Annotated in this window: 14 protein-coding genes; 8 read left to right on the forward strand and 6 right to left on the reverse strand. The window is 71.2% G+C overall.

The window, feature by feature from the left end:
- Positions 1-108: 108 nt before the first annotated feature.
- From tyrS to AC3ETA_RS40575, 3 genes are all read right to left on the reverse strand, one after another.
- Positions 109-1,377, reverse strand: coding sequence for a tyrosine--tRNA ligase (gene tyrS, locus AC3ETA_RS40565; RefSeq protein ID WP_432197915.1), 1,269 nt, complete (start codon positions 1,375-1,377; stop codon positions 109-111).
- Positions 1,378-1,432: 55 nt separating this feature from the next.
- The gene (locus AC3ETA_RS40570; RefSeq protein ID WP_432197916.1) at positions 1,433-2,827 is read right to left on the reverse strand and encodes a metallopeptidase TldD-related protein; all 1,395 of its coding nucleotides are present in this window, start codon (positions 2,825-2,827) and stop codon (positions 1,433-1,435) included.
- 106 nt (positions 2,828-2,933) lie between these two features.
- Positions 2,934-4,490, reverse strand: coding sequence for a TldD/PmbA family protein (locus tag AC3ETA_RS40575; RefSeq protein WP_432197917.1), 1,557 nt, complete (start codon positions 4,488-4,490; stop codon positions 2,934-2,936).
- A gap of 239 nt (positions 4,491-4,729) precedes the next feature.
- Here AC3ETA_RS40575 and fabG point away from each other — a divergent pair, with 239 nt between their 5' ends.
- The 3 genes from fabG to AC3ETA_RS40590 all read left to right on the forward strand — a co-directional run bounded on the left by fabG (position 4,730) and on the right by AC3ETA_RS40590 (position 6,732).
- Complete coding sequence (gene fabG, locus AC3ETA_RS40580; RefSeq protein ID WP_030946159.1) at positions 4,730-5,434, forward strand: 3-oxoacyl-[acyl-carrier-protein] reductase; 705 nt, start codon at positions 4,730-4,732, stop codon at positions 5,432-5,434.
- A gap of 5 nt (positions 5,435-5,439) precedes the next feature.
- Entirely contained in the window at positions 5,440-6,207 is a 768-nt protein-coding gene (gene fabI, locus AC3ETA_RS40585) for an enoyl-ACP reductase FabI (protein ID WP_381690687.1), read from the forward strand.
- A 162-nt stretch (positions 6,208-6,369) separates the two neighbouring features.
- The gene (locus AC3ETA_RS40590) at positions 6,370-6,732 is read left to right on the forward strand and encodes a hypothetical protein (protein WP_432197918.1); all 363 of its coding nucleotides are present in this window, start codon (positions 6,370-6,372) and stop codon (positions 6,730-6,732) included.
- On the opposite strand, the gene AC3ETA_RS40595 is transcribed toward AC3ETA_RS40590, so the two are convergent.
- Positions 6,710-7,402 carry a FadR/GntR family transcriptional regulator gene (locus tag AC3ETA_RS40595; protein WP_432197919.1) on the reverse strand — a complete coding sequence of 231 codons (693 nt, stop codon included), beginning with the start codon at positions 7,400-7,402 and terminating at the stop codon, positions 6,710-6,712. The two genes, AC3ETA_RS40590 and AC3ETA_RS40595, sit on opposite strands and share 23 nt — an antisense overlap.
- 70 nt (positions 7,403-7,472) lie before the next feature.
- Here AC3ETA_RS40595 and AC3ETA_RS40600 point away from each other — a divergent pair, with 70 nt between their 5' ends.
- The 4 genes from AC3ETA_RS40600 to AC3ETA_RS40615 all read left to right on the forward strand — a co-directional run bounded on the left by AC3ETA_RS40600 (position 7,473) and on the right by AC3ETA_RS40615 (position 9,920).
- Positions 7,473-8,771 (forward strand): CynX/NimT family MFS transporter, encoded by a 1,299-nt coding sequence (locus AC3ETA_RS40600; RefSeq protein ID WP_432197920.1) that lies wholly within the window; start codon positions 7,473-7,475, stop codon positions 8,769-8,771.
- A 48-nt stretch (positions 8,772-8,819) separates the two neighbouring features.
- Positions 8,820-8,936, forward strand: a complete 117-nt coding sequence (locus tag AC3ETA_RS40605) for an SGM_5486 family transporter-associated protein (protein ID WP_093745518.1) — start codon at positions 8,820-8,822, stop codon at positions 8,934-8,936.
- Between the two features lie 193 nt (positions 8,937-9,129).
- Positions 9,130-9,336 carry a hypothetical protein gene (locus AC3ETA_RS40610; RefSeq protein WP_432197921.1) on the forward strand — a complete coding sequence of 69 codons (207 nt, stop codon included), beginning with the start codon at positions 9,130-9,132 and terminating at the stop codon, positions 9,334-9,336.
- Positions 9,337-9,401: 65 nt separating this feature from the next.
- Entirely contained in the window at positions 9,402-9,920 is a 519-nt protein-coding gene (locus AC3ETA_RS40615; RefSeq protein WP_432197922.1) for a SixA phosphatase family protein, read from the forward strand.
- Positions 9,921-10,016: 96 nt separating this feature from the next.
- Here the strand turns inward: AC3ETA_RS40615 and serB are convergent, their stop codons facing one another.
- Positions 10,017-11,237, reverse strand: coding sequence for a phosphoserine phosphatase SerB (gene serB / locus AC3ETA_RS40620; RefSeq protein WP_432197923.1), 1,221 nt, complete (start codon positions 11,235-11,237; stop codon positions 10,017-10,019).
- Between the two features lie 192 nt (positions 11,238-11,429).
- Positions 11,430-13,319, reverse strand: coding sequence for a streptophobe family protein (locus tag AC3ETA_RS40625; protein ID WP_432197924.1), 1,890 nt, complete (start codon positions 13,317-13,319; stop codon positions 11,430-11,432).
- A gap of 240 nt (positions 13,320-13,559) precedes the next feature.
- Here AC3ETA_RS40625 and AC3ETA_RS40630 point away from each other — a divergent pair, with 240 nt between their 5' ends.
- Positions 13,560-16,079: an ABC transporter ATP-binding protein/permease gene (locus AC3ETA_RS40630; RefSeq protein WP_432197925.1), complete on the forward strand. Its 2,520-nt coding sequence runs from the start codon at positions 13,560-13,562 to the stop codon at positions 16,077-16,079.
- The last annotated feature ends 35 nt before the right edge of the window (positions 16,080-16,114 follow it).

Raw genomic sequence — 16,114 nt, forward strand, 5'->3', positions numbered from 1 at the left:
AACGCCCAAAGGGGCGCGGGGAACTGCGCGACCAGCCACGACGAAGCCGCAGCCCGCAGACCACCGCACCCCTACGACGCACCCCGAATCGGCGCGCCCCGCGGAGCGCTACGCGCCGGTGAACTCCACCGCCGCCAGGTTCCTCTTCCCGCGCCGCAGCACCAGCCACCGCCCGTGCAGCAGGTCCTCCTTCGCGGGCACCGCGTCCTCGCCGGCGACCTTGACGTTGTTCACGTAGGCCCCGCCCTCCTTCACGGTGCGCCGAGCGGCCGACTTGCTGGCCACCAGCCCGACCTCGGCGAACAGATCGACCACCGGGCCGAGCTCGCCGACCTGGACGTGCGGCACCTCGGACAGCGCCGCCGCCAGCGTCGCGTCGTCGAGATCCGTCAGCTCGCCCTGCCCGAAGAGCGCACGGGACGCGGCGATCACGGCGGCCGTCTGGTCGGCGCCGTGCACCAGCGTCGTCAGCTCCTCGGCCAGCGCACGCTGCGCGGCCCGCGCCTGCGGACGCTCCTCGGTCTGCTTCTCCAGCTCCTCCAGCTCCTCGCGGGACTTGAAGGAGAGGATGCGCAGGTAGGTCGAGATGTCCCGGTCGTCCGCGTTCAGCCAGAACTGGTAGAACGCGTACGGCGTCGTCATCTCCGGGTCGAGCCAGATGGCGCCGCCCTCGGTCTTGCCGAACTTGGTGCCGTCCGCCTTGGTCATCAGCGGCGTCGCCAGCGCGTGCACACCCGCGTGCGGCTCCAGCCGGTGGATCAGGTCCAGGCCCGCCGTGAGGTTGCCCCACTGGTCGCTGCCGCCCTGCTGGAGCGTGCAGCCGTAGCGCCGGTACAGCTCCAGGAAGTCCATGCCCTGGAGCAGCTGGTAGCTGAACTCGGTGTAGCTGATGCCCTCTTCGGACTGGAGCCGCCGGGCGACGGAGTCCTTGGTGAGCATCTTGTTGACGCGGAAGTGCTTACCGATGTCCCGCAGGAACTCGATGGCCGACAGACCGGCCGTCCAGTCGAGGTTGTTCACCATCACCGCGGCGTTGTCGCCCTCGAAGGAGAGGAAGGGCTCGATCTGCCCGCGCAGCCGGTTCACCCAGTTCGCGACCGTCTCCGGGTCGTTCAGCGTGCGCTCGGCCGTGGGGCGCGGGTCGCCGATCTGGCCTGTCGCGCCGCCGACCAGCGCCAGTGGGCGCAGACCCGCCAGCTGCAGGCGGCGCATGGTGAGGACCTGCACCAGGTGGCCGACGTGCAGACTGGCCGCGGTCGGGTCGAAACCGCAATAGAACGTGACGGGACCGTCCGCGAGCGCCTTGCGCAATGCGTCCTCGTCAGTGGACAGGGCGATCACGCCACGCCACTTCAGCTCGTCGACGATGTCCGTCACGGTTCTCGTGTCTCCTTGATGATCTCGGGCAGTCGGGTGACAGCCGACTACGAGGTTATACGCCCTGACTGACAGAGCTCATGTTGAAATCGGGGACGCGCAGAGCCGGCATCGCGGCCCTGGTGAACCAGTCGCCCCACTCCCTGGGCAGGGTCTTCTCGGTACGGCCGGCCTCGCTCGCCCGCCCCAGCAGATCCACCGGCGACTCGTTGAACCTGAAGTTGTTGACCTCGCCGGTCACCTCGCCGTTCTCGACCAGGTACACACCGTCCCGGGTCAGGCCCGTGAGCAGGAGCGTCGCCGGGTCGACCTCCCGGATGTACCAGAGGCAGGTCAGCAGCAGCCCGCGCTCGGTGCTCGCGACCATCTCCTCGATCGAGCGGTCCTGGCCGCCGTCCAGGATCAGGTTGTCGATCGCCGGTGCCAGGGGCAGACCGGTCAGGCCCGCGCTGTGCCGGGTGGTCGTGAGGTGGCTCAGCTCGCCCTCGCGCAGCCAGTCGGTGGCCGTGAGCGGCAGCCCGTTGTCGAACACCGACTGGTCGCCCCCGGAGGAGTGCGCGATCACGAAGGGCGCGGACTCCAGGCCCGGCTCGTTCGGATCGCTGCGCAGCGTCAGCGGCAGCTCGCTCAGCCTCTCCCCGAGGCGGGTCGCGCCGCCCGGCTTGGAGAACACGGTCCGGCCCTCGGCCGCGTCCCGGCCCGACGCCGACCAGAGCTGGTAGATCAGCAGGTCGGCCACGGCGGTCGGCGGCAGCAGCGTCTCGTACCGGCCGGCCGGCAGTTCCAGACGCCGCTCGGCCCAGCCGAGGCGTACGGCCAGGTCGGCGTCCAGCGCCGTCGGGTCCACGTCCTTGAAGTCCCGGGTGGCGCGCCCCGCCCAGGCCGAGCGGGTGCGGTCCGGCGATTTGGCGTTCAGCTCCAGCGTGCCGTTGGGCTGGTCGTGCCGCAGCCGCAGCCCCGTGGACGTGCCCACGTACGTCGACACCATCTCGTGGTTCGCGAAGCCGTACAGCTCCCGTCCGCCCGCACGCGCGCGTGCGAACGCCTCGCCCAGTGCCGGGGCGAAGTCGGCGAACACCGTCGACGACGTCTCGGCCGGGGCGTCGGCGAAGTCCTGCGACGCCGGTACGTCCGCCACCAGCGGCTGCGCGTCCTCGGCGGGCCCGGCGGAGCGGGCGGCGGCCTCGGCGGCCCGCACCAGCGGCTCCAGCTCGTCCAGGGTCACGGCCGAGCGGGACACGACACCGGAGGCGGTGCCCTCCTTGCCGTCGACGGTCGCGACGACGGTGAGCGTCCGCCCGCGCGTGACGCCGTTCGTGGTCAGCGCGTTGCCCGCCCAGCGCAGATTGGCGGTCGACTGCTCGTCGGCGATGACGACGCACCCGTCCGCCCGCGACAGCTCAAGGGCCCGCTCGACGATCTCGTGCGGCTTGTTGGTACTGGCGCTCATCGACCGGCCTCCTGCGTGGTGTTCAGACTGTGCTTTCCCGGGGGCTGTGACATCGGCGGCCGCCGCCGCGGGCCCCCGGAGTCCCAGCAGATCCTGATGCCGGCGCTCATCGACCCGCCTCCTGCGTTGTATTGAGGATGTTCACGCCCTTGAAGAGGGCCGACGGGCAGCCGTGCGAGACCGCCGCGACCTGGCCCGGCTGGGCCTTGCCGCAGTTGAAGGCGCCGCCGAGGACGTACGTCTGCGGGCCGCCCACCGCCGCCATCGAGCCCCAGAAGTCGGTGGTCGTCGCCTGGTAGGCCACGTCCCGCAGCTGGCCGGTGATCCGCCCGTTCTCGATCCGGAAGAACCGCTGCCCGGTGAACTGGAAGTTGTAGCGCTGCATGTCGATCGACCAGGACCGGTCGCCGACGACGTAGATCCCGCGGTCCACGCTGCCGATCAGATCCTCGGTCGACATCCCGGCCGGATCCGGCCGGAGGGAGACGTTGGCCATGCGCTGCACCGGCACATGGCCGGGGGAGTCGGCGAACGCGCACCCGTTGGAGCGCTCGAACCCGGTCAGCTTCGCGATGCGCCGGTCCAGCTGGTAGCCGACCAGGGTGCCGTCCTTCACCAGGTCCCAGGACTGCCCGGCGACGCCCTCGTCGTCGTACCCGATCGTCGCGAGGCCGTGCTCGGCGGTGCGGTCACCGGTGACGTTCATCAGGTCCGAGCCGTAGCGGAGCTTGCCGAGCTGGTCGAAGGTGGCGAAGGAGGTGCCGGCGTAGGCGGCCTCGTAGCCGAGGGCGCGGTCCAGCTCGGTGGCGTGCCCGATCGACTCGTGGATCGTCAGCCACAGGTTGGAGGGGTCCACGACGAGGTCGTACGGCCCCGCCTCCACACTCGGCGCCCGCATCTTCTCGGCGAGCAGCCCGGGGATCTGCTCCAGCTCGCTCTCCCAGTCCCAGCCGGTCCCCGTCAGGTACTCCCAGCCCCGGCCGACCGGCGGCGCGATCGTGCGCATGGAGTCGAACTCGCCGCTCGACTCGTCGACCGACACCGCGGTCAGCTGCGGGTGCAGCCGGACGCGCTGCTGAGTGGTCACGGTCCCGGCGGTGTCGGCGTAGAACTTGTTCTCGTGGACCGTCAGCAGCGAGGCGTCCACGTGGTTGACGCCGTCCGCCGCGAGCAGCCGCGCGCTCCAGTCCGCCAGCAGCCCCGACTTCTCCTCGTCGGGCACGGTGAACGGGTCGATCTCGTACGACGAGATCCACGTCTTCTCGGCGTGCACCGGCTCGTCGGCGAGCTCCACCCTCCCCCGCTGCCCGAAAGGCGCGGGAGGTACCGCCACGTCCGACCCCGCCGACTTGATCACCTGGGCGGACAGCTTCGCCATGGCGACCGCCTGCGAGGCGACCTTGGCGGCGGCGTCCGGCGTCAGATCGACCCCGGACGCGAAGCCCCAGGTCCCGCCGTGCACCACCCGCACCGCGTAGCCGAGGTCGGTGGTGTCCGAGGACCCGGCGAGGCGGGCGTCCCGCAGCCGCCAGGACGCGCTGCGCACCCGCTCGAACCGGAAGTCCGCGTGCTCCGCGCCGAGCGCACGCGCGCGTGCCAGCGCCGCGTCGGCCAGGGCGCGTAGCGGAAGCGCCGTGAAGGCTTCATCGATCGTATGAGGCACGGAGGTCTCCCTGCTGTCGTGGCCTGTCGGCACGATCATGTCGCGCGGGCGGGCCGGTGGACCACACGTTTCCGGCTGGAGTCGGCATGTTTCTGTAGAGACCCGACAGTGACTCCCGTACGCCACTGTCGGTGCCCGAATGTCCCCGGCGGGGAGCGGCCCGATAGGTTTTCGGAGAAGCCGCCTGTCACCCAGCTGTTCGGGCGGGTGTGTCAGACCCCTATCGAAAGGGTGATCCGTTGAGCCGCTCGGTTCTCGTCACCGGAGGCAACCGGGGCATCGGCCTCGCCATCGCCCGCGCATTCGCCGACGCCGGCGACAAGGTCGCGATCACATACCGCTCGGGTGAGCCGCCGGCCGGCTTCCTGGCCGTCAAGTGCGACATCACCGACACCGAGCAGGTGGAGCAGGCCTACAAGGAGATCGAGGCCGAGCACGGCCCCGTCGAGGTGCTGATCGCCAACGCCGGCGTCACCAAGGACCAGCTCCTGATGCGCATGTCCGAGGAGGACTTCACCTCGGTCATCGACACCAACCTCACCGGCACCTTCCGCGTGGTCAAGCGGGCCAACCGCGCCATGCTGCGCGCCAAGAAGGGCCGCGTGGTGCTGATCTCGTCGGTCGTCGGGCTGTTCGGCGGTCCCGGCCAGGCCAACTACGCCGCCTCCAAGGCCGGCCTGGTCGGCTTCGCGCGCTCCCTCGCCCGTGAGCTGGGCTCGCGCAACATCACCTTCAACGTCGTCGCGCCCGGCTTCGTCGACACCGACATGACCAAGGTGCTCACCGACGAGCAGCGTGAGGGCATCGTGAAGCAGGTGCCGCTCGGTCGTTACGCGCAGCCGGAGGAGATCGCCGCGACGGTGCGGTTCCTCGCCTCGGACGACGCCTCGTACATCACTGGAGCCGTCATCCCCGTTGACGGCGGACTGGGAATGGGTCACTGATCAACATGAGTGGAATTCTCGAGGGCAAGCGCGTCCTGATCACCGGTGTGCTGATGGAGTCCTCCATCGCCTTCCACACCGCCAAGCTGGCCCAGGAGCAGGGCGCCGAGATCATCCTGACCGCCTTCCCGCGGCCCACGCTGACCGAGCGCATCGCCAAGAAGCTCCCCAGGCCCACCAAGGTCATCGAGCTCGACGTCACCAACGACGAGCACCTCGGCCGGCTGGCCGACGTCGTCGGCGAGGAGCTCGGCGGCCTCGACGGCGTCGTGCACTCCATCGGCTTCGCCCCGCAGGACGCCCTCGGCGGCAACTTCCTGAACACGCCGTTCGAGTCCGTGGCCACCGCCATGCACGTCTCGGCGTACTCCCTGAAGTCGCTGACCATGGCCTGCCTGCCGCTGATGCAGAACGGCGGCTCGGTCGTCGGCCTCACCTTCGACGCGCAGTACGCCTGGCCGCAGTACGACTGGATGGGCCCGGCCAAGGCCGCCCTGGAGGCCACCAGCCGCTACATGGCGCGTGACCTGGGCAAGCAGAACATCCGCTGCAACCTCGTCTCGGCCGGCCCCATCGGCTCGATGGCCGCCAAGTCCATCCCGGGCTTCGCGGAGCTCGCCTCCGTGTGGGACACCCGCGCCCCGCTGGAGTGGGACCTGAAGGACCCGGAGCCGGCCGGCAAGGGCGTCGTCGCCCTGCTGAGCGACTGGTTCCCGAAGACCACGGGCGAGATCGTCCACGTGGACGGCGGTCTGCACGCCATCGGCGCCTGACCTCCCGTACACCCTCGACGCCCCGTTTCCCGCCGCCGCGCGGGGAGCGGGGCGTCACCCGTTCGGCCCATCAGGCGAGGCGGCAGGGCCCGCGGGCCGCGCACCCTGGAGTACGCGTTCCTCACGCGAACCCCTCTCCCGTACGGCCGAGGAGGTCCCGTTGTGCGCTTGTCCCGCCGCTTGGCCTCAACGACCGTCGCCGTCGCGCTCGTCCTGCCGGTGTCCTGCGCGGCGATCGCCCACGCGCGTGTGCACTCCGCGGCAGCGGGCGCCGAGACAGAGCCCGAGGAGCCGTTCGGTGCCGCGTGCCGGATCAGTGTCACCGGCTCCCGGGCGACCGCGTTCTGCCACAACCCGTATCCGGAGACCGACAGCGTGAGCCTGCATGTGGAGTGCGCCCGCTGGTGGGACCTGGACAGCGACGGCTCCCCGGTGGCCGCCGAGCCCGCCCAGACCGTGCGGCTGTCGGCGCGCTGCTGGAAGGAGATCGACTCGGTGTGGGTCAGTCACCGGCGGCAGGGCTGACACGGCCCGGACGGCAGTGGAACGGATAGCCCGCCGCCTCGTCCGCGGCGGCGGACGCGTCTCCCGCGCGGATCGCGTCGACCAGCCGCGCGTGGTCCAGATACGTCTCCGGCGTCAGCTCGGTGCCCACGTCGTCGCGCAGCCAGTCCACCAGGACCTCGCCCAGATCCGCGTACATCGCGGTCATCACGTCGTTGTGGGAGGCCGCGACCACGGCCAGGTGGAAGGTCGCGTCCGCCGCCACGAACGCCTCCGTGCCGCCCGACTCCCAGGCCTCCTCGCGCCGCGCCAGCAGCGTGTCCAGTTGCTTGAGGTCCTTCTCCGTGCGCCGCACGGCGGCCAGCTTGGCGGCACCCGACTCCAGCGTGGAGCGCAGCTCGGCGATGTGCCGGGGGTCGGCGTCGGTGAAGCGGCGGTGCATGACGCCGGCCAGCTCGCTGGTCGCGACGACGTAGGTGCCGGAGCCCTGGCGGATGTCCAGCAGGCCGTTGTGCGCGAGCGCGCGGACCGCCTCGCGGACGGTGTTGCGGGCCACGCCGAGCTGCTCGACCAGCTCGGGCTCGGTCGGGATGCGGGAGCCGACGGGCCATTCGCCCGTGGCGATCTGGTTCCGCAAGGCCGCGATGACCTGCTCGGACAGCGCCGAGCGGCGGGGGTGGCTCAGGGGCATGGCACACCTTCGCACGTCAGGACCGGGACTGTGGGTCCCGGGGGTGGACAACCAATCATCCCATGATTCTATGATGGGCGGCATGGCAAGCGAGGAATCCACCCGGACGGTGACGTCCATGCGCATACGCACCCCTGAGACCCCGACCCTCTCGGAGCCCGCCACGCGCGCGTGGACGATGCGGCTGCTCGTGGCCGGCATCGTGCTGACCGCGCTCAACCTCCGCCCCGCCATCACCAGCCTCGGCGCCCTCCTCGAAGAGGTCCGCGACTCCCTCGGCATGAGCGGCAGCGTGGCCGGACTGCTCACCTCCGTGCCGCCGCTGTGCTTCGCCGTCTTCGGCGTAGCCGCCCCGCGCCTGGCCCGCCGCTTCGGCCCCGGCGCCGTGGTGTGCGCCGGCATGGTCGCCATCGCCACGGGCCTCCTCGTACGACCGTACGCGGGCGGTACGGCAGGCTTCCTGGCCGCCACCGCGCTCGCCCTCATGGGCATCGCGGTCAGCAACGTCCTGATGCCGGTCATCGTCAAGCGCTGGTTCCCCGACCGGGTCGGCTCCATGACCGGCCTGTACTCCATGGCCCTCGCCCTGGGCACCGCGTCCGCCGCGGCCGTGACGGTGCCGATGACCGACCTGCTGGGCGGGAACTGGCACAGCGGCCTCGCGGTGTGGGCGGGCCTCGCGGTGGCCGCCGTGGTGCCGTGGGTCCCCTTCGTGCGGGACCGTTCGGCGGCGCCCGGCACGGCCGCCGGGCGCGAGAGCCACGCGCGCGTGCAGGCGCCCCCGGTGCGCGTCACCCGCAGCCGCACCGCCTGGGCCCTCGCCGTCTACTTCGGGCTCCAGGCCACCGGCGCCTACATCACGATGGGCTGGATGGCGCAGATCTTCCGGGACTCCGGAGTGCACGCGGGCAAGGCGGGCCTGCTGCTCGCCGTCACCATGGTGATGGGCGTGCCGCTGGCCTTCGTCATCCCGCGCCTCGCCACCAGGCTGCCCCACCAGGGGCCGATCGTGCTCGCGCTGGGCGCCTGCGGCCTCGTCGGCTACGCCGGCCTGTACCTTGCCCCGGTCTCCGGCGCCTGGGTCTGGGCCGTGCTGCTGGGCGTCTCCAACTGCTCGTTCCCGCTGGCCCTCACCATGGTCGGCATGCGCGCCCGGTCCAGCGCGGGCGTGGCCCAGCTCTCGGGCTTCGCGCAGAGCACCGGCTATCTGATCTCCATCCCCGGCCCGCTCCTGGTCGGAGTGCTCTACCAGCACAGCGGCGGCTGGGGGCTGCCGATCGCCCTCATGGCCGGCCTGATGATCCCGCAGATGGCGGTAGGCGTCCTCGCGGGACGCGACCGCGTCGTGGAGGAGGAAGCGGCCCGCTGAGCACACCCCGGCGGGGCGGGCACGGGCGGCGGATGGGAGACTTCCCGTATGCCAGTGCTCGACCCGAACCCCCAGAACGGCCAGAAGAAGCTGCTGCTCGTCTTCGGCGCGTTCTTCGCCATCTTCGTGATCATCGGCATCATCGCGACGATCGCCTCACCCTGAACCCGGTCCCCGAGGGACGCCGAAAGGCACACCTCGGCGGCCGATGGTGGGGCTGGCACCACCATCCCCTAGGGGGTGTGTGTCAGGGTCAACTGGGTGGATCACCGGATGGGTTGAGGGCCGATCGGTCCGTAACTTCGAAGTGTGGCCGCGACGAGCGGACACCGACCACTCGAAGATCCGCGGAGGCATCATGTCGGCCCGTACGCACACCCCGCCCCAGCCGGCGTCCCCGGGCCGTGCCGAGATCCGGCTGCCCTGGTGGGCCATCGCCCTGCCGACGCTCGCGTTCATCACCCTGCTGACCCTGATACTCAACCCGGCGGACGCGCAGGCCGCCACCGCCGAGCCCGCGGTCACCCAGCTCTTCGAGCGCATACAGCAGCTGATCACGCACTGAGCGCCCCCGGAGGCGCCGGTCAACTACCTGCGCCCCATGGCCTGTTTCGTGCGAAGCTGGATCTCATGAGCGTCCCAGAATCCCGCAGGATCGTCCTCTTCCGGCATGCGAAAGCCGACTGGCCACAGGTGACCGACCATGAGCGGCCGCTCGCCGAGCGGGGCCGCATGGACGCGGCGGAGGCCGGCCGCAGGCTGGCCGACACCGCCATCCCCTTCGAACTGGCCCTGTGCTCCACCGCGACCCGGACCCGGGAGACCTGGAAGCTCGCCGTCCACGAGTTCCAGCACCGGCCGAAGACCGTCTACGAAGAGCGGGTCTACGAGGCCTCGCCCGGCGAGCTGATCGCCCTGCTCAACGAAACCCCGGACGACGCGCACGACGTCCTGCTGATCGGCCACAACCCCGGTGTGCAGGGCCTCGCCGACGTGCTGTCCGGCTCCGCCGACGGTGACGCGCGCGAGCGGATGAGCCGCCGCGGCTTCCCGGCCGCCGCCTTCGCCGTCCTGTCCTTCAGCGGCTCCTGGAAGACGCTGGAGCCCGGGGTGGCCACGCTGCTCGACTACTGGGCCCCGTCCGAGTGACCGACCCGCACGAAGGGGCCCGGCACCGTCATGGTGCCGGGCCCCTGCGCACGCAGGACGTCCGGGCCTCCCGCAGGGCGCGTCCGGTGCGGGTCGTCAGTCCTCGTCGTCGTGCATGTCCGCGGCCTCGACCTCTTCGCGGGTGACGCCGAGCAGATACAGGACCGTGTCCAGGAACGGCACGTTCACCGCCGTGTGAGCGGCCTCCCGCACCACCGGCTTCGCGTTGAAGGCGACGCCGAGCCCGGCCGCGTTGAGCATGTCCAGGTCGTTGGCGCCGTCACCGATCGCCACCGTCTGCGACAGCGGCACCCCGGCTTCCGCGGCGAACCGGCGCAGCAGCCGCGCCTTGCCCGCCCGGTCCACGATCTCGCCGGTCACCCTGCCGGTGAGCTTGCCGTCGACGATCTCCAGCGTGTTCGCCTGGGCGAAGTCGAGCCCGAGCCGCTCCTTCAGATCATCGGTGACCTGCGTGAACCCACCCGAGACGACTCCCACTTGATAGCCGAGCCGCTTCAGCGTGCGGATCAGCGTGCGCGCCCCCGGCGTCAGCCGCACCTCGGTGCGCACCTTCTCCACCACCGAGGCGTCCAGCCCCGCCAGCAGCGCCACGCGCGCGTGCAGCGACTGCTCGAAGTCCAGCTCCCCGCGCATGGCGGCCGCCGTCACCTCGGCCACCTTGTCCTCGCAGCCGGCGTGCGCGGCGAAGAGCTCGATCACCTCGTCCTGGATGAGCGTGGAGTCCACGTCCATGACGACCAGACGCTGGGCGCGGCGGTGCAGCCCGGCCGCGACGACCGCGACGTCGACACCCAGTGCCGCGGACTCCGTCACCAGGCCGGTGCGCAGCGGCTCCGTCTCGGCGCCGGAGACCGCGAACTCCACCGCTGTCACGGGGTACTTGGCGAGCCGGAAGATACGGTCGATGTTGGCGCCGGACTTGGTGATCCGGGCCGCGATGGCGGCCGTCGCCTCCGCGGTGAGCGGGTGTCCGAGCACGGTCACCAGGGAGCGTCCGAGGCCGCGCGGACGGTTGTCGCCGAGGCCGGAGATGATCTCCGCCTGCATCTTCATCGACTCCGCCCAGCTGTGGACGGTCGCCCGCAGGTCACCCTCCATGCCGGCCGGCGGCTGCGTCACGAGCGCGCACAGCGTGATCCGGCCTCGGGTGACGACCTGCTCGATGTCGACCACGTCGACCGAGTAGGCGGCCAGGGTGTCGAAGAGGCCGGCGGTGATACCCGGCCTGTCCTTCCCGAAGATCTTGACGAGAAGTGTGGGGACGGCGGGAATCTCTGAGGTCTGCGAAGCGCTCATGGTGCTTCCACCGTATCCGGCACCCAGTGCCTGCCGCCCCTGAGGTCCGTCTAGCGGACACGGAACAGTGGGTGTCGACAGGATGGCGAAGGTCTTACGTTCCGGACATCTCCGTACCGGTTGCTGTGCACCGCCCCAGGAAAACCTGTGGCCCGACACCTCACGGCCACGTGCCGGTGGCCTCCCGGACCCTCAGGGACGTCCCTTGGGCTTCCTCGGCGGCGGGGCGGGAGGGGGTGGCGGCGGTGGCGGCGGCCCGTCGCCCGTTCCGGACGAGGACCCGTTCCGACGCCCTCGCGGAGTCCGGGGCGACCTCGGCGGCGGTGTGAACGGCCGCACGACCGTGGGCGCGCCGTACATGTCGTCGCCCCTGCCGGGCGGCGGCTCCTCGGGCCCGCCGTCGGCGTGGGGCGGCCGGGCGTCCTCCGGCTCGCGCAGACCGTCCGGCACCCGCAGGTACGGGTTCGTGTCGGGGTTCGGGGGCCGGTACGGCGTACCCGGGGCGTACGGCCCGGACCGGCCGGCGTGCCCCGGAGCACCGGGTGCCTCGGCGGCCGTACCAGCATCCGAGCCCCGATCCGCCCCGCCCACCGCCGCCCCCAGGGCCAACGGCGCCGCCCGCTGCCCCGCGGCCCCGGTCGCGCGGGCCAGCAGCGCGCCCACGGCACCCGCCCCCGCTCCCCAGACCGCCCCGAGCACCAGCGCCATGCCGAGGTTCCCCCGCAGCTCCACCCCGGCGCCGAACGCGTCGAACCCCAGCACCGACAGCGAGGCGTCCACGGACACCTCCGCCAGCCAGGAGAGCAACGGCAGCGTCAACGCCGTGACGATCCCGAGCCGCAGCGCACACCGCACGGCGAAACGGAGGGTCCCCGGGTCCCGTACGTCCCCGTGATCACCCGCACCCCGCACGGACCCGGCACCCGGGCCACCGGCCGACCCCGCACCCGAGCCGCCCACCGCCTCGACCCCCGGGCCGCCCCTCGGCACCACCGGCGTCCGCGCGGCCGTCAGAACGCCCGCCAGCAGCATCGTCACCGCCGCCGCGACGCCCAGCAGCCACACCCGGCTGTCCAGGTCGGCCAGCCGGCTCAGGGTCACGGACTGGTCGGCGTCGCTGTTCAGGAGGTCGTCCAGGGGGTCCGGGAGCAGGCCCACCAGGACTCCCGAGGCCCGGCCGTCGAACGGCACGAACAGACCGACGGGGATGCCGAGCCACACGCCGTTCGGGGCGCCGAGCAGCGCGGCGCCCGCGATCCGCTTGGGGTGGTCGTCGCCGATGGCCGCGTACGCCGCCGCCGCGAGCCCGGCCACGACCGCCACCAGCAGCACCGTGACGAGGGCGGACACGGCGGGCCGTACGACACGGTGCACCGCGTTCCAGGCACGGGGGAGCGGGGTGCGGCGCGAGGCCAGCAGCGCGATCAGCAGGATGCCGGCGGACCAGCCGAGGCCGCCGAGCAGCGTCGGCGCGGTGTCCACCGTGAAGCCGACCGCGGCCTTGGCGTCGATGAGGTCGCCGACCTGGTCGGGCAGCAGCCCGCCGATGTCGCCGACTCCGGGGATCTCGAGACCGCCGCCACCCCCGCCCGGCAGGTCGTCCAGCCCCAGCGAGCTCCCGTCGATCGTGATGACGTCGTGCCCGGCCCACGCCAGGCCGCCCAGCGTCGCCACGAACAGCGCGACCACCGTGCCCGCGCGTGCGAGGAGTTCGGCCGGCGCGATCACAACTCCCGCGCCCCGCAACGACCGTAGGAAGAACCACGACAGCAGGACCGCACCGACCAGGCTCACCCCGAGTGGCGTGATCTCGATGGCGGTCGCCGCCTGCGCGCCGGTCAGACCGAAAGCGGACACATCTCCGGACGGCGTGACGGAACCACCCGCCCCAAGGGCCACCACAGCGGCGGTCATCGGGCCCAGGGAACTCGCCGCATCCGCCTCCAGCAGATGCAGTCCGAGCGCCGCCGTGCCGGCCATCCCGATCAACGCCCAGCTCACCGCCGCTGTCGCGGAGAGCAGGATGTCTCCCCACGGCAGCCTCGCGCCTTTCGAGGTCCCGACGTACGTGGACGCACTCATGGCAGACCCCCCGATCCGCGGCGCGGCCGGTCGCCGCGCATGTCCCCCTCGCGTGGATTACCACTCTCCGGGCTGGTTTCAACCCCGTCAACGGAACCAGTCGAAGCGCGTGGAGCGTGGTCCACACAAGGCCCGGCTTTCGGTCAGGGGGCCGAGCCTGAAATAGTTCCCGACGATGTTCGACATCCCTAGACTCCCTGTGATGGGGGTAACTCGGGGGACTACTCAGTGGGGCATGGAGTGCCGGAACTCGTACTGGAATTGAATGGAAGGACCTGGACGCTCGACCCGTCCAGGTCCTACACCCTCGGACGCGATCCGCAGGGTGACATCGTGCTCGACGACGCCAGGGTGTCCTGGCGGCATGCCACGATCAGCTGGAGCGGCCGCAGTTGGGTCATCGAGGACCACGGCAGCACCAACGGCACGTTCGTGCAGGGCCAGCGGATCCACCACCTGGAGATCGGCCCGGGCTCGGCCGTTCACCTGGGCAACGCGACCGACGGACCGCGACTGGATCTCTCCGGCACCGCGGCCTCCGTCGCCACGCCGCAGGCCCAGCCGCAGCAGCAGCCGTACGCCGCGCAGGGCGCCCAGGCAGGCTGGGCCCAGCAGCCGACGCCGCAGCAGCAGCAGCCGCAGGCCCAGCAGGCCGGCTGGCAGCAGCCGCAGCAGGCCGCGCACATCCCGCAGCAGCAGGGTCCCGGTGGCGCGGCGGGGGCGCCGCCGGTCTACGGCGACCGCAGCCCCACCACGTTCCACCAGTTCTCCATCGGCCGTGTGATGCGCATCGGCCGTGCCCTGGAGAACGAACTGGTCGTCTCCGACCTCCAGGTCTCCCGGCACCACGCCGAGTTCCACTCGACGCCCGACGGCCGCATGGAGATCCGCGACCTCGGCTCCCACAACGGCACGTACGTCAACGGTCAGCCGATCGCCAAGGGCGGCTCGCAACTGCTCGGCCCGGCCGACATCGTCGGCGTCGGTCACTCCACGTTCCGCATCGTCGGCGACCGCCTCGAGGAGTTCGTCGACACCGGTGAGGTCTCCTTCTCGGCCCGCCACCTCACCGTCACGGTCGACGGCGGCAAGCAGATCCTCAAGGACGTCTCCTTCGGCGTCCCGGAGAAGTCGCTCATCGCGGTCATCGGCCCGTCAGGATCCGGCAAGTCGACCCTGCTCAAGGCGCTGACCGGTTACCGACCGGCCAACCAGGGCGACGTCCTCTACGACAACCGGAACCTCTACAAGCAGTTCGCCGAGCTGCGCCAGCGCATCGGTCTGGTCCCGCAGGACGACATCCTGCACAAGGAGCTGACCGTCAAGAAGGCCCTCAAGTACGCGGCCAAGCTCCGCTTCCCCGCCGACACCACGGCGGCCGAGCGCGAGGCCCGGATAGACGAGGTGCTGCGCGAGCTGAAGCTGGACATCCACCGGGACAAGAAGGTCACGTCCCTCTCCGGCGGCCAGCGCAAGCGTGTCTCGGTGGCCCTGGAGCTGCTGACCAAGCCGTCGCTGATCTTCCTGGACGAGCCCACCTCGGGCCTCGACCCGGGCATGGACCGCGACGTCATGCAGCTGCTGCGCGGCCTGGCCGACGACGGCCGTACGGTCCTCGTCGTGACCCACTCGGTGGCCGAGCTGGCGCTGTGCGACAAGCTCCTGGTGATGGCGCCGGGCGGCGCGGTCGCCTACTTCGGCCCGCCCGAGGAGGCGCTGAACTTCTTCGGCTACGACACCTGGGCCGATGTCTTCTCCGCCTTCGAGAACTACCGCGACTACGACTGGGCCGGACGCTGGAAGGGCTCGCAGCACTACCAGATGTACGCCGCGGACATCGACGCGATTGCTCCGCAGTCCGTACAGATGCCTCCGATGCAGGCGATGAAGCCGCCGAAGCCGCAGGGCTGGATGTCGCAGTTCGTCACGCTGGTGCGCCGCTACGTCTCGGTGATCGCCTCCGACAAGGGCTTCCTGGCCCTGATGGTGATCCTGCCGGGCGTCCTGGGCGCGGTGAGCCTGCTGATCGACTCGGGCAAGAGCCTGCTGCCCAACCCGGCCAATCCGCAGACGGGCCGGATCATCCCGAACGGCACGGCCACCACCGTGCTGCTGATCCTCGCGGTGGGTGCCTGCTTCGCCGGCGCCGCGAACTCCGTGCGTGAGCTGATCAAGGAACGGGTCATCTACGAGCGGGAGCGCGCCACCGGCCTGTCCCGTTCGGCGTACCTGATGTCCAAGGTGTTCGTGCTCGGCTTCATCACCGTGCTCCAGGGCCTGATGGTCGGCGTCATCGGCTTCGCGAGCCGGGAGATCCCGGAGGAGGGCCTGGTCTTCGGCAAGCTGACGCTGCTGGAGCTGTCGGTGCCGATCATGGCGCTGGGCTTCACCTCGATGATGTTCGGCCTGATCATCTCGGCCCTGGTGAAGACCGCCGAGAAGACCATGCCGCTGCTGGTCATGTTCGCGATCATCCAGGTGGTGTTCACCGGCTGCCTCTTCGCCCTCAACGGCTCGATCGGCGCCAACCAGATCTCGTATCTGATGCCGTCGCGCTGGGCGGTGGCGGCCGCGGGCGCCACGCTGGACTTCAACAAGATCAGCCCGCCCGGCCAGGGCGAGAGCAACGACCCGCTGTGGGAGCACACCGTCGGCGTCTGGGCCATGGACATGATCGCCCTGATCGTCCTCGGCGTGATCTGCGGCATCTTCGTGGCCCGCTTCCTGCGCCGCCACGAGCCCGAGGTCATGCGCAAGTAGCCGTACCCGTACGACGCCCGAAGGGCGGCACCCCG

Source organism: Streptomyces sp. bgisy027, from assembly GCF_057710365.1.